Genomic DNA, 13,718 nt, shown 5'->3' with positions numbered 1-13,718 from the left:
AATATGCGAGTAAATTGCTGAAAAATAGCAGCTCGAAAGGAAGGAAAATTATTAGCAAAAAAATTCGAATCAATGAAGAAATTCGCGCTCGCGAAGTTCGCGTTATTGGTCAAAGTGGTGAGCAACTTGGAATTATGAGCTCAAAAGAAGCCTTCGATCTTGCACAAGATGCAAATCTTGATCTAGTCGAAATCTCACCTAATGCCGAACCTCCTGTTGTTAAGATTATTGACTGGGGAAAATTCCAGTATCAAAAAATGAAGGAACAACAGAAGAATAAACGCAAAGCTAAACAGGTCGAGTTGAAGCAAATGCGCTTTGGCTTGAAAATTGGAGCTGGTGATCTAGAAATTAAACTTCGAAAAGTTAAAAAGTTTTTAGCAGCCGGAAATAAAGTTAAAATCCAAATTGTTTTCAAAGGACGCGAGATGGCTCATAAAGAAATTGGCTTCGAAATGGCTAAAAAAATTCTCTCCCTCCTAGAAGAAGACGCTATCGTCGAACAGCAACCTCAGATGGCTGGCCGCAATCTGAGTTTAGTAGTAAGGAGTAAATAATGCCTAAAATGAAAACACATAAAGGCACAGCTAAGCGAATGAAGCTTACTGGAAGCGGCAAAGTAGTACGCCGTCGAGCCTTTAAGAACCATATGCTTTCAAAAAAGAGCAAGAGTCGAAAACGACGAATTAATACCACTGCAACCGTTGAAGGTGCAATGGCTAAAAATATTAAACGAGCATTGGGAGTAAAATAATATGCGAGTAAAACGAGGTGTAACAGCACGAGCAAAGCATAAGAAAATCCTAAAAGCAGCTAAAGGAATGCAACATGCACGAACACGTTCATATCGTTTAGCTAAACAAGGCGTGATTCGCTCATTGCAATATGCATACCGCGACCGCCGAAATCGCAAACGCGATCTTCGAGCTCTCTGGATTACTCGAATCAATATCGCTGCACGCGAAAACGGAACAACTTATGGTAAACTTATCGCCGGTCTAAAAGCGAAGAATATCGAGTTAGATCGAAAAGTTCTTGCAGAATTAGCAGTAAGTGAACCTAAAGCTTTTGCGAAGATTGTTGAATCAGTAAAATAATTTTCAAAATAAATAAAAACACACTTTCGAAAGAGGTGTGTTTTTTATTATTTTCATTAAAAGCTTGTCTGTAAGCCGGGTTCTGTCGTGAATGGTCATCTATCTAGTTTAAGAATTACTCCTTAAATCAAGCGGTTATCGAATTATGGCGAGCAACCATATTTTATAATTCTCCTTGCAGTAGACAGGGTTTACCTCTCGCTTCACGTCACCGTGAGCGACTGTGAGCTCTTACCTCACTCCTTTCACCCTTACCTTTTCAGGCGGTATCGTTTCTGTGGCACTTTCCCTAAGGTTTCCCTCGGTTGCCGTTAGCAACTGTCTTGCTCTATACTGCCCGGACTTTCCTCTAATTTTTTCAATTAGCGACCATTTAACAAGCTATCACTATTATATCAAATTTTAGACAATATAAAAAGCCCCACTAACTTTGATATTTTCCCCGCATAAGATTATACGGTGGATACCTCCTCAGCCTATTACCACGATAATAGACCATCGTTTGGAGTTCCTCTATCAATGATTATTCAGGAAAAATCATACGTTAGTAGGGCCTAACTTAATTATACCAACTTATATATAAAAAATCTAGTACTTTTTCATCCTACAAGCCAAAAAATCTTAAAAGAACCGCAAACCCTTCAAGAGTAAAACTCATACATAAACTAATATAGCTCGAAATGACTGTCGAAAACAGAAACATTATCATGAGAATAAAAATCGGTCCATAAGATTCAAGTTTATCAAAAAAATCTTGAACAAATTCTGGTGCAATTGGATATAAGATTCGTGAGCCATCAAGTGGTGGAATTGGGATTAGATTGAAGATTGCAAGGCTAAGATTAATTTTAACAAATACAGAAAATCCTGTAGCTAAATCGCCATAAGAAACGTTAAAAGCGTGCATTATTGCATATGCCAAAAAAGCCAGAATAAAGTTAGAGAGTGGTCCTGCAAACGCAACTAAGGCCATTCCCCATTTTTTCCATTTAAGCTCTTCAAAATCAACAGGAACCGGCTTAGCGCCCCCAATTACAGGAAGGTTTGAGAATACGCATAGAATCGGCAAAACTACACTAATATATGGATCCATATGTGCTAAAGGGTTTAGAGTTAACCGACCGTCCTTTTTAGCTGTCTCATCACCTAGCAAATATGCAATAAAACCATGCGAAAATTCATGAACAATCATTGCGATCAAAATCGAAATCAACGAAATAATAATTGTAAAAACCATATATCTATTATACACCACTTGACCTTTTTTCAAAAATACGCTATAATGGAACAGATTGTAAATATTAAAGTAAAGAGAGTTAAAATGGCAGTATGTGATTTAACAGGAAAAGGAAAGCAACACGGAAACAACGTTAGCTTTTCATTGCGACGCACAAAACGAACTTTTAAGCCAAACATTCAAAAGAAAACTATCATTGTTGATGGTAAAAAAGTTCGACTAAACTTGAGCACCGCAGCTATCCGAACTTTGAAGAAAAAAGGTATTTTATAATATTTTTCTCAAAAAAAAGAATTGCCCACTTTGTGGGTTTTTCTTTTTTAAATCAATAAAAAAGAGGCTATTAAACCTCTTTTTTATTTTGTTCGTTCAATTTGTATAATTGTCATTTTCTCTGGCAGAGTTGCTGCAGATTTAACCTTATATTTCGAAGTTTTCTCAACTTCAGATCCGAGTTCTTTCGCAAACAAAGAGAAATCAGATTGCGGAACTTCATATTTTATTCCATCATCAGAATAATGTACAGGAATAATAACTTTTGCATCAGATCTCCTAGCAATACTTGCGGCCGATGTTGCATCAAGTGTATATCCCCCGCCACCAATAGGCAAAATTAAGATATCAAGCACCCCCAGGTTCTCGAGTTGATCGTCTGAGATATTAGGACCAATATTTCCTAGGAGTCCAATCTTAACTCCTGAAATATCAATACCATATATTACTGATTTTTTACCTTCAGAATCACCATCTATATGTCGTTTTTCAGGATATCCCGCAATTGTAAAGTCCGAAATCTCATAATTACCTGGGTAGCTAATTGTTAGCTTATAGTTATCGTTACGAGTTGCGAATCGCTCTTCAGTAACCAGTTCTACTCCATCTTTAATAACTATATCCTTCTCCCCGTTAACTGACATTTTCGGATCAGTTACTAGTGAAGATTTTTTCGTTGAAATTACAACAGTATTTCCACCCTTATATTCAATATCAAACATTTTCTCTCACTTTCTATAATTTTTCAAGAAGATTTTCTTTGTCGAAAACTATATTATACTTACCATTAAATAATTGTTTCACAAAAGTATCTTGAGTCGTGTACCTATAATAAAAATCTTCCATCGATAGAATCATATAGTTTAGTTCTCGGCCCTCTTGTTTTTCAAGGTCTGCAGCCCATTTAGATAAGGAGCCATTAAAATTATTACCCACAATCAATAGATCTATATCCGATTTTTCATCGTCAGTGAATACACCGAATAGTATAAGCAGATCTAAAGAATTTTTTACGTTAGAAATTTTATTTTGCCAGTTATCTGATACTGTAGCATTTTTAACATCATGTTCTTTCTCTGAGAATTGAACCCCCGCAAAAATAACTCTTAACGGCAAATAATATTTGAATCGCTGATTTGCTCTATAAAAAATCTTTCGATCCTCTGTAGAACTTTTCACAACGCCAACGCCTTCAAGATTTGTTAGCTCCCTTCGAACAGAATTAACTTGCTCATCAATTATTCTAGAAATTTCTCGAACATAAAATTTTTCATCTGGCTTATTAAAAAACAAGTTTAAAAGCTTAACTCTAGTTTTTGAACCAAATAGTGCATTAATACTCTGTTCCATATCTATATTTTACCACACTTTTTAAAAATCAACTAGCCTTTTATAATTTTTTTGTTCATTTTTTAATTTTTGAAATAATAAATTGTTCAGCATCTTTTAAATTAAGCCAAATTATATCTTTATTCCTCTTCATGAAGGTTGTTTGACGCTTAGCTAATCTCCAATCACGAACACTCATTTTTTCAATCAACTCCTGCTGCGTTAATTCACCTGCTAAATATTTTTGTACAAGTGGATAGGCGTTTGCTGTTGCTGCTTCCGAATCCATTCCGTATTTCTGTTCATTTTTTTTAAACTCCTCAATAATACCTGAACTAAAAAATAGTTCATTTCTTTGAAAAATTCTTTGTCTCAATTCGTTGCGTGGCGTTGTTATTCCCACAACAATAGTGTTATATTTGTTGACTTTTTTACAATCTTCTCTCTTTACGCTTACGCTTTTTTCTATAGCCCTTATTAAATAACGCTTATTTTTAGAATTTTCAGGCATTCGAATTTTATTTTCTAAAATATATCTTTGAAGTTCTTCAAGACTTTTTGAATTCATTTTTTGCCGAAAGGCGTCATCAACTTCGCCGCCAAATTCGTAATCATATAATACAGCATCAATATATAAGCCAGTCCCACCAACTAAAAATGGAATTTTTCCTCGACTTAAAATATCCTCAATTTTTAAATAAGCGTATTCTTTGAAATCTGCCGCCGTAAAACGTTCACCCGGTTCAACTAGATCAAATCCCCAATGCGGAACTCCCTCCCGTTCTTCAATAGTAGGCTTAGCGGAGGCAATATCAATATCTTTATAGATAGCGCGCGAATCAGCAGAAATAATTTCACCGCCAAAAAGCTTGGCTAACTTAATAGCCAAGCCTGTTTTTCCACTTGCCGTGGGGCCAGTAATAACAATTAATGTATTGCTGTTTTTCATAACTTAAATTTCTTGAATAAATGTAGCTAGATCGTTAAGCGCAACTTTTTCTTCAACAAATTCACCGTCTTTCCTAAAGCGAACACTCACCTCATTGTTTTCCTTATCTTTAGGGCCAACAATTAGTTGAACCGGAATCTTCATTGAGGTTGCTTCACGAATCTTCTTTCCTAGAGATTCGTTTCGGTTATCGACAGAATAACGAACTTCATTAAATTTCACTGGTGAATCCAAAACAACACCAGAAAGGATTTTCGAAACTTCTTCAACATAGTCATTTAAAGTATCGTTGATTGTTAGAATTCGAACTTGTTCTGGAGCTGCCCAAAAATCAAACCAGCCGGCTTTGTGTTCAATATAAACGCTCATAAATCGCTCGATTGAGCCAAGCAAAGCACAGTGAATCATCACAGGTTGCTCATCTTGACCTTCAGAGTTTTTGTAAGAAAGTTCGAAACGTTCAGGTTGAACGAAATCAAGCTGAACAGTCGCAACTTGGTGCTCACGACCAATTGCATCTGTCGCCATAAAGTCAATCTTTGGGCCATAGAATGCAGCTTCACCTTCTTGTTCAAAATATTCTAGATTATTTGAAATAACCGCTTTTTTAAGTTGCTTTTGCGCACTTTCCCAAACAGCTAGATCACCAAGATAACTGTCAGATTCATCACGATAGCTAAGACGTACGCGCAATTTCATACCAATTCCAGAATAAAGTTCGTGAGCAGCCGCCAATAAGTTTTGAATCTCACTCTCAATTTGATCTGTTCGACAAAAGATGTGTGAATCATCTTGAGTCAAAGAACGAACACGGTTCAATCCACCAAGTTCACCAGTTTGCTCATCACGATAATCTGTTGTAGTCTCAAGATAGCGAATTGGCAAATCTTTATAGCTTCTTGGGTTTGAGGCGAAAATCTGCGTGTGATGTGGACAGTTCATTGGTTTTAGTGCGAATTGACCGCCAGTAACTTGCGATTTAACCAAGAAAAGTTCTTCACCAAATTTTGCCCAGTGGCCAGATTTTTCGTACAAATCTTTTTTAGTAATGTGTGGAGTCCAAACTTTTTCGAAACCGTATTTTTGACGCAATTGATTTGAATAGTTCGCTAAAACATCACGCAAAATTGTTCCGCGTGGCGTAAATAGTGGCAAACCGATTCCTACAAGTGGTGAAACTGTATACAAATCGAGCTCTTTACCCAGCTTGCGGTGATCGCGTTTTTTAGCTTCTTCCATTTTTCGAAGATAATCGTCAAGTTCTTCTTGAGTTTCGAAAGCCACGCCATAAAGTCGTTGCATTTGTGGATTTTTTTCGTCCCCACGCCAATAAGCACCAGCTACACGCATTAGTTTAAATGCACCAACTTCTTTAGTGTTTGAAAGGTGCGGACCACGACATAGATCTTTATAGTTTCCATTCGTATAAAAACTTACAGTTTCAGCACCATCACCCAATTCAAAATCACCCTCAGCGAGAATTTTTGCGTTAGTGGTTCCTGCATTTTTTAAATCATTTAAAAGTTCTAATTTATAAGGCTGGTTGTTTTCTTTCGCCCAATTAATTGCATCTTCAATTGAAACTTCGCTTCGCACAAAATCTTGGCTCTCAGCGATAATTCGACGCATAGCCTTTTCAATTTTACCAAAATTATTTTCCGAAATTTTATTATCGCCTAAATCAATATCATAATAAAATCCATCATTAATTGCTGGACCAACACCAAACTTCGCGTCTGGGTAGATTCGCTGAACTGCCGCCGCCATAATATGAGCGAGGCTGTGGCGCATCTTAAAAAGTTTCTCCTCTTTATTCTCCACTTAAATTCCTTTCGAAAATAATATTTTTAACTACTTTTTATTTTATCACCACTAGACTTTTCTTGCAAGTTTTGCTAAAATAAAACCACGGGCGATTAGCTCAGTTGGCTAGAGCGTCACATTGACGTTGTGAAAGTCAGAGGTTCGAGTCCTCTATCGCCCACCACTTTATAGTTATTACACCTTTAGTTATGTGTAATATTATTGTTTTATAATCATCTTTAAAATACCGCACTTATCATGCGGTATTTTAGTTTTATAAAAATTACTTATCACTCTTCTCGCGATTATCTTTTTTGCAAAGCATTTGGCAGTTTTCGGCCACCGTTTTTCCACCTTTACTCCATGGCTGAATATGATCAGCCTCCATTTCTTCAATTGTGTAGTGCTCATGACAAATTGGGCAAATTCCCTTTTGCTGTTCATAAACTTCTCTTTTTTGATTTTCTGTAAAAGCTCGTAAACTCAACCAACGTTCTTCACCCGTTAAAATATATTTATAAATTCCAGATTTTTTAGTAACTTCATCATCTTTTAATAATTCAACAATTTGATTTTCAATTTTAGTAGTATCAAAATTTTCTCTACTGAATTTATTATAGAGCTCGCCCCAATTAACACCTTTCATTTCTTTGCGATAATTCACAAATGTCATTTTCACCCAAGAAATAACATTTTGAAAATATAACCAAAGCTCGTTTGCGTTTTGCTTATTCTGATTTTCAGACATATATTTTTCAATTTCACCGTTTGATATCCAATCGAGGGCAGCTTCAAGATAATCTTGCCGAATTGGTGAACCGTTCAAATAATCTTTTGCTAAATTCCAAGCTGGACAATTATTTTTACTAAAAATACTCTTTGCATGCGTCAGCCATTCACCAGTATAAACAGCATTACGAAGTTCCTGATCTGTAAGTTTTTCTCCTGCAATATTTATAATTTTAAACCAGTCAAGTTTTTCTTTATCATTACCTTCACAAAAATAAATCATCAACTCATAATTTTCAATCTGCTCTTTTTCAAAATCTGTCAAATTAAAAAATTTCCGCCGATTTCCTTCATCCAAAATTGAGAATTTATTATTTAAATATTCACAAATTGAAATTGTTCGTTGTTGCCCATCTAAAACTTCAAAAGTTCCGTCAGAATTTTTTACCCAATACATCACATTTAGCGGAAAACCCTTTCGAACCGTATCAATCACAGCATTTCGTTTGCGATCATCATAAACAAACTCTCGTTGATATTTTGGGCGAATATTTAACTTTCCACCAAAACCAGCAACACCTTCTTCATTATTGTTTCGATAGCCTTCAAAAATATCTTTGATTTTTATTTTATGAAGTTCAATTTTCATAATTATTTACTCACTTTCTTGTTCTTTATGAATAGCCTTTTAAAAGTTTCTTTTCCATTCAAATACGAACTTCTACCATACACTCCATCTTCGTCTTGACCAACCCAACGATTAGAACCTATCAATTCAAATTGATCTGGATTAAATTTATCAAGAAAAGTAATCGGTACTCCCATAACACCGTCATAATCTTGCGGAATATCAACAACTTTCGAAACTTCAATTGCGTCATAATTATCATATTTTGGAAATTCTTCAGCGGTATATTTTTTATATAAAATCAACTCTTGATGGCGTTTATCTGTTTCAAGATTCGTAAACCAAGATATTGCAGGAACTTTTCCGTACTTTACGCCATTTTCTATACGACTCCATTTCTCATAACTATCACTTAAAGCAAACTCCATAGTTTTATTAACATCATAACCAAGCCAAATTTTATTTTCTTTTATTAATTTAAAAATCTCTTTATAGGTGATTGAGTTATTATTTCCCATAATTAAAAATCGCTTTCCATATTCAATCAATTGAGCAATATATTCTCTAAAAAGTGAAAACGGTGGATTAGTTATGATTATATCGGCTTCTTTCAATAGTTCAATACTCTCTTCATTGCGAAAGTCTCCGTTACCCTTAAGTAGAGTTTTCTTAGCACATTCAGCAGTTACAGCGCCATCTTCGATCATTTCTTCTGTTAATTCTAGCTTATAAGTTGGCTTTTCAGCATCATAATGAGTAGTCACAAGCTTTTTTAAGCCAAAAAACTTGAAATTATTCGCAAAATACAAGAAGAAATTACTACTTTCAGGGTCATCACAATTACAGTAAATTATTTTGCCATAAAATTGATCACGATATCTTTCACACTCTTTTTCAATATCATCGTATTGTGTGTAAAATTCATCATTTTTGACCTTTTTTGCTCGTGTGAGATTTTTATTCGCCACGAAAAACCTTTCTATTTTTGGCGAAAAAATAAACATCAAATAAATAGAGCGCCCAGCTGGGGCGTCTATAAACTTGATGTATTTTCAGAAACTGAATTTCACAAATTCTCCCAGACTGGGAGCTCTATTTACGAAATCCAGCAACAAAAAATCGCCGAAAATACATTTTAAATTGTTTATAGACATCTCAATATTATCATACTTCACCTCTTTTTTCAATCACTACATATAGCGTTATATTGTTTTTTTAGTTTTGCACATTTTCTAAAATCTTTTCCACAAGATAGTTTTTGGCTTTTGAAAATTTTTATTTATCTGATGATATATTTACTTTAAGTTTGTTCGCCTTATCTTATTTGACTTTCGCGTGAAATGTTTTAGTTATAAAAATACGTTTCTTAGCAAAAGCGAACAAAATTTTAATCTTTGAAAATTAGCATCTTTATGGTTATACTTGAACTTTTTCACAAAAAGCGTTAAAATAAAAAAACGAGGTTGAATTGCGGAAAAAGTTCAACCAGGTTTGGGCGTAAAAAATCGGAAATTCTCTAGTATATTATCTGTTAGGTTCTCTATCTCTTCTTTTCGTTACCCAAACAACGACGCACTTTTAGTAAGATTTAGGAAAATCTTACAAATGTCCCTACATTAGGCGGTCTAAGTGGCCGCTTTTAAATTATTTTATAAATATTCAAATTCCAAAGCGAAAAATAAAACACTCCTTTCAGAGTGCTTATTTTTTTTGCTTTTTCAATGCTCGCTTTTTAGCTTTTTCTGCTTTAGCGCGTTCAACATCTTCAATTCGGCCTTTCTCGGTAACGTCGAATTTATCGAGATATTTGCCAAGAGCCAATCGAGTTTGTGAATACGCCGCTGCTGCAGCATTATAACAGATTGAAGTTACAGGCATATAAACCCACTGTGCAACCATCCAGAAAGAACGACGTTTCTTATAGCGTTCTGGACGTGGCGGCAACATCTTTAAACTAATCAAAATTGTGATAAAAATACCAATTGTTGCAATTTGCTGAAGCGTACTAATAACGTTCGGCAATTGATGAACGATCACGCTACGAGATGATGCCGCATAAACAATCAACGGAACCCAACCACCAAAGGCAGCCATTGGTGATTGGAATACAGCCGTAACGTGGCCATCAATCAAACGAATCAATTTCATTAGCCCATCAATAAGTGGAACGTTTCGATTTTTCGAAAAATACAAATTTGCAACGTAAGGAATATCGCTCGCACCATACATCCAACGACGAAGCTGGATAAATTGGGCTTTTAGTGTTTTTGGTAAAGTTTCACTTAAAACCGCATCTTGATAGATTGGCACACGAATTGGCACAACGTAATAATCGCCACCAAAATGGAAATAACTGCGCCAAAATTGATGTCCGTCCTCAACAATTGTGCGAGTTGACCAAAAATCCATTTCAACCAACGCATCTAGAGGTTGAGAGTGTGAGGCAAAATTTCGTAAAAGGTGCGGCCGCATTGTCGAGACGATATTCCAGAATGAATTACCAGTTGCAACCACGCGCATTGGTGCTGGAACATCCCAAATATTATTCAAAAACAACGAAACCGGCTGATATGATAACTTTTTACGATCTTCATGGACAACAAATTCATAGGTTGCAGCAGCAAAATATTCTTTATGTGGTTTATTGTCGCTATCTAAAGTTGTAACCAGTACGCTCTCGAAAGGAATTTTATTATCTTCGCAATATTTTTGCAATGCTCGGCCAGCAAAAGTGATATTTCCACCTTTCCCAACAACCTCATTCGGTAAGTTTTTTGGATGTTTTACAATTTCGAAAGCACCAAAACTTTTCGAAAACTCTTTTTTGAGCCGAATTGCAGTTTTTTCAATGCCTTCACCGCCACGTTCCTCATAAGCCAGGAAAATTAAAAGATTTTTAGCGTCATAATTTGAGGCCAAAACAGATTTAATTGTCGGTTGAATTACTTCGTAAGGTTCATTATAAGCAGCTATAATCACAGCATTTTTTACCGAGAATGGATCCGGAAAAGCCTCTGGTCTATCTATAATATCATGCAAATTTTGAATATGCTGTTTAAAATCATATTCCTTACTTTTTTCCTGATTTTTTATCTTCTCAAGCGCTTTTTTTGGATTTTTAAGTTCAGACAGTCGCTTATTCCAATTAACCTTTTGAGCCTTTTCAATTTGTATATGTCCCGTTATCATTCGGTAAGCAATTCCGATTGCTTTAACTAGAAGAGTTGTAATAATTGTTAGAAGGTAGACCGAGGCCAAAAAAGGTGAAAAGAACGAAAGTATAAACATTAAAATAATTGCACCAAAACTTAAAAATGCTGGCAAAATCTCAAAAAAGCGATACTTCAGGGTTCGCTTACCTAGTGGGATTTCAATGTCAATCTTTTGTTTCTTCATTAGTTTGGAATCTCTCGAATTGAAGCGCCAATAATAAACATACTAGCAACCATTAGGGCGACGCTTAAGACCGCAAAAGCAATAGCAACACGACGACCGGAAATATTATAGACTTTCGCAATCAAAATATTATGAATAAAAGCAACAATTAATCCAAAAATAGCTAAAATAATACGGTACATCCAAGAATCTTTATAAAATTCACTGGTACCAAAAACAGTATATCGAACATTTAATAAATAATCGTATGATTTTACATTCAAAATCATGAAAATAAAAAATATAATTCCTGCTAAAAACACCGAAACCATTGCTAATAACATTCGGCGATCTTTGATAATTGGTTTAAATAAATTAGTTATTGTTTTCATAAGAATAAAATTATTTGGAGCCGATGAGCAGGATTGAACTGCTGACCTACGCTTTACGAGTGCGTTGCTCTACCAACTGAGCTACATCGGCATATGCTTAATATTATAGCACAAACTTTTTGAAAAATAAACTAAAAAAGGCCTTGATTTTATTCTCGAAGTCTGATAGAATTGTATTAGTCTAGCGATGCGCTCGTGGTATAGCTGGCCTAGTACGCCTCCCTGTCACGGAGGAGATCGCCGGTTCGAATCCGGTCGGGCGCGCCAATTTAGACTTTAAAAATCGCTTTCTAGCGTTTTTTATTTATTTTAAAAGATACCTGTTTTCACGGGTATCTTTTTTATTATAGACTAATCAACCTTGATATATTTTTTAACCTTACCTTCTTTTTCAAGCTTTTCTAGCTGTGAATTAAACTCGGTAAACTTAATTTTTATCGATTCATAACTAATCTCATTGTCACTTTTTTCGATAAGTTTTACGATATAGTAGCCATCACCAGCGTTCGAGATGAATGGTTTCGAAACTTCGCCAACATTTAATTGTGAAGCTACCTTCGAACGACCGCCGTCAATATTTGTTTTTCGAACTTTTCCAGGCTTATTATACTCAATCTTATCACCAAATTGCTCAGCAGCCTTTGAGAAATCATTTGAGTTATCGTTCAAATATTTTACAACTTCATCTCTAGTCTTAGCAGCATTTTTATCGATTTCTGCGGTAACTTTTCGGCGAAGAAGTGGAAGTTCAATAAACATTCGACGATATTCGCTTGGTGAGAGACCGTAGTTATCGGCGGCAATTTTATATAATGCACTTTCAGTAAGCTCGGTATTTTGAGTCTTTCTCTGAGCATCAAAAGCTTCGTCAATCTCTTTCTCTGATACAGAAATTCCCATTTCTCGGGCTTTTTTCTGAGCATAAGCATTCGCAATCGCATTTTTCATTGCCTTATTTTTATTTAAAACTGAAAGAGCCTTTACATTATTAGCACTTTCAATTTCATCTTTTTTAGCATTCGCAATTTGCATATTTGCGCGATATTCCATTAAATAGTCGCGATAAAGTGCGTTCTCGCCATCAACATTTGCAACTGGAAATGGTATAACAGTTGTAAAACGATAAATAAATTCACCAGTATTTTGCGCTTGATATAGTTGATACCACAACAACCCTGAACCAGTAATTAAAATCACCAAAGCAATAATTAAAGCGTTTCCAACTAGTCGATTTTTACTATATTGGACAGGATATTTAAATTTTTTACCCTTGTTTAAAATTTCCTTGCGTTGTTCTTCAAGTGTTGTGTTTGTGATTTTTGCAACTTGAGTTTCTTGAGTATTCGACTTTTTCAAAATCTTTTTCTTCAAACTCTTTCGCTTTTCTTTAAAATTCTTCATCTTCCTCCTCTACTTCAACTTTCGAAATCGCATCCTGAAGTCTATTATAAACATCTTCTGGGTGTTCAACATTTTTAATCTCTAAATCTCCCACGATTGTAAAAATATTTATTGTTCCAAAATGGAAAATATCGCCAAAAAATCCTGGAATTTCGAAATTAACACTTTGGATTTTCGAAAGCGGCAAATCCATCATTCTTCTCCCAAAAAATCCTTTTTGCGTAATTTGACGAATGCGCTGATTCGAAACAATATAGATTGAATAATACCACAGCATAAAATGATACAAAAACAGCATAAGCCCAACCAGAAAACCGCCGCAAGCAACCCAAAGCGCATTCATTAGATTTTCTGAAGTTAACATAAAAAAAGTCGGCAAACAAGAAATTGCAAAAACGCCCAAAAAAAGGTAAAAACCCTTGCGCATCGCAATGATATGCTTTCGAAACATAAAGAGAAATTCTTCACCTTCTCTTTGACCTTTAAAAATTTGTTCTTTCATAAA

General features: G+C 35.1%; 15 protein-coding genes, 3 tRNA genes and 1 other RNA gene. 6 read left to right on the top strand and 13 right to left on the bottom strand.

Annotated elements, in window-relative coordinates:
- Window positions 1-14: 14 nt before the first annotated feature.
- The 3 genes from infC to rplT are packed head-to-tail and all read left to right on the top strand — an operon-like array spanning window position 15 to window position 1,097.
- The gene (gene infC / locus HXK94_000535) at window positions 15-557 is read left to right on the top strand and encodes a translation initiation factor IF-3 (GenBank protein ID QTI96380.1); all 543 of its coding nucleotides are present in this window, start codon (window positions 15-17) and stop codon (window positions 555-557) included.
- A complete protein-coding gene (gene rpmI / locus HXK94_000530; GenBank protein ID QTI96379.1) occupies window positions 557-754 on the top strand; it encodes a 50S ribosomal protein L35 in 198 nt (65 codons plus the stop codon). Before infC ends, rpmI begins: the two co-directional genes overlap by 1 nt.
- 1 nt (window position 755) lies before the next feature.
- Window positions 756-1,097 carry a 50S ribosomal protein L20 gene (gene rplT / locus HXK94_000525; protein ID QTI96378.1) on the top strand — a complete coding sequence of 114 codons (342 nt, stop codon included), beginning with the start codon at window positions 756-758 and terminating at the stop codon, window positions 1,095-1,097.
- A 55-nt stretch (window positions 1,098-1,152) separates the two neighbouring features.
- Here rplT and rnpB read toward each other — a convergent pair.
- Both rnpB and HXK94_000515 read right to left on the bottom strand, forming a co-directional pair.
- An RNA gene (gene rnpB / locus HXK94_000520) (RNase P RNA component class A) lies at window positions 1,153-1,482 on the bottom strand.
- Between the two features lie 219 nt (window positions 1,483-1,701).
- On the bottom strand, window positions 1,702-2,334 hold the full coding sequence (locus HXK94_000515; protein ID QTI96377.1) for a site-2 protease family protein: 633 nt from the start codon (window positions 2,332-2,334) through the stop codon (window positions 1,702-1,704).
- Window positions 2,335-2,418: 84 nt separating this feature from the next.
- On the opposite strand from HXK94_000515, the gene rpmB reads away from it, so the two are divergent.
- A complete protein-coding gene (gene rpmB / locus HXK94_000510) occupies window positions 2,419-2,607 on the top strand; it encodes a 50S ribosomal protein L28 (GenBank protein QTI96376.1) in 189 nt (62 codons plus the stop codon).
- Between the two features lie 83 nt (window positions 2,608-2,690).
- Here rpmB and HXK94_000505 read toward each other — a convergent pair whose 3' ends face one another.
- From HXK94_000505 to thrS, 4 genes are read right to left on the bottom strand one after another with little or no spacing between them, the layout of a single operon-like run.
- On the bottom strand, window positions 2,691-3,329 hold the full coding sequence (locus HXK94_000505) for an MBL fold metallo-hydrolase (protein ID QTI96375.1): 639 nt from the start codon (window positions 3,327-3,329) through the stop codon (window positions 2,691-2,693).
- 13 nt (window positions 3,330-3,342) lie between these two features.
- Entirely contained in the window at window positions 3,343-3,957 is a 615-nt protein-coding gene (locus HXK94_000500; GenBank protein QTI96374.1) for a winged helix-turn-helix domain-containing protein, read from the bottom strand.
- Between the two features lie 55 nt (window positions 3,958-4,012).
- Window positions 4,013-4,885 (bottom strand): tRNA (adenosine(37)-N6)-dimethylallyltransferase MiaA, encoded by an 873-nt coding sequence (gene miaA / locus HXK94_000495; GenBank protein QTI96373.1) that lies wholly within the window; start codon window positions 4,883-4,885, stop codon window positions 4,013-4,015.
- 3 nt (window positions 4,886-4,888) lie between these two features.
- Entirely contained in the window at window positions 4,889-6,706 is a 1,818-nt protein-coding gene (gene thrS, locus HXK94_000490) for a threonine--tRNA ligase (GenBank protein ID QTI96372.1), read from the bottom strand.
- 89 nt (window positions 6,707-6,795) lie between these two features.
- Here thrS and HXK94_000485 point away from each other — a divergent pair.
- Window positions 6,796-6,872: transfer RNA gene (locus HXK94_000485), tRNA-Val, on the top strand.
- Window positions 6,873-6,971: 99 nt separating this feature from the next.
- Here the strand turns inward: HXK94_000485 and HXK94_000480 are convergent.
- The 5 genes from HXK94_000480 to HXK94_000460 all read right to left on the bottom strand — a co-directional run bounded on the left by HXK94_000480 (window position 6,972) and on the right by HXK94_000460 (window position 11,903).
- On the bottom strand, window positions 6,972-8,066 hold the full coding sequence (locus HXK94_000480) for a DUF262 domain-containing protein (protein ID QTI96371.1): 1,095 nt from the start codon (window positions 8,064-8,066) through the stop codon (window positions 6,972-6,974).
- A gap of 2 nt (window positions 8,067-8,068) precedes the next feature.
- Entirely contained in the window at window positions 8,069-9,049 is a 981-nt protein-coding gene (locus HXK94_000475) for an adenine-specific methyltransferase EcoRI family protein (protein QTI96370.1), read from the bottom strand.
- Between the two features lie 697 nt (window positions 9,050-9,746).
- The gene (locus HXK94_000470) at window positions 9,747-11,441 is read right to left on the bottom strand and encodes a hypothetical protein (protein QTI96369.1); all 1,695 of its coding nucleotides are present in this window, start codon (window positions 11,439-11,441) and stop codon (window positions 9,747-9,749) included.
- The gene (locus HXK94_000465) at window positions 11,441-11,812 is read right to left on the bottom strand and encodes a hypothetical protein (protein ID QTI96368.1); all 372 of its coding nucleotides are present in this window, start codon (window positions 11,810-11,812) and stop codon (window positions 11,441-11,443) included. Before HXK94_000465 ends, HXK94_000470 begins: the two co-directional genes overlap by 1 nt.
- A 15-nt stretch (window positions 11,813-11,827) precedes the next feature.
- Window positions 11,828-11,903, bottom strand: a tRNA-Thr gene (locus HXK94_000460).
- Between the two features lie 98 nt (window positions 11,904-12,001).
- Here HXK94_000460 and HXK94_000455 point away from each other — a divergent pair.
- Window positions 12,002-12,079 (top strand) — tRNA-Asp (locus tag HXK94_000455).
- Between the two features lie 84 nt (window positions 12,080-12,163).
- On the opposite strand, the gene HXK94_000450 is transcribed toward HXK94_000455, so the two are convergent.
- Together HXK94_000450 and HXK94_000445 are read right to left on the bottom strand one after the other, a co-directional pair.
- Window positions 12,164-13,213 (bottom strand): SurA N-terminal domain-containing protein, encoded by a 1,050-nt coding sequence (locus tag HXK94_000450; protein QTI96367.1) that lies wholly within the window; start codon window positions 13,211-13,213, stop codon window positions 12,164-12,166.
- Window positions 13,200-13,715, bottom strand: a complete 516-nt coding sequence (locus HXK94_000445; protein QTI96366.1) for a PH domain-containing protein — start codon at window positions 13,713-13,715, stop codon at window positions 13,200-13,202. The genes HXK94_000450 and HXK94_000445 overlap by 14 nt, the downstream gene beginning before the upstream one ends.
- Window positions 13,716-13,718 lie beyond the last annotated feature (3 nt).

The organism is Candidatus Nanogingivalaceae bacterium (genome assembly GCA_015257795.3).
Lineage (GTDB): Bacteria > Patescibacteriota > Saccharimonadia > Saccharimonadales > Saccharimonadaceae > Nanogingivalis.
The sequence above is the reverse complement of the archived record's forward strand: the minus strand, read 5'-3'. Positions and strand labels throughout refer to the sequence as shown.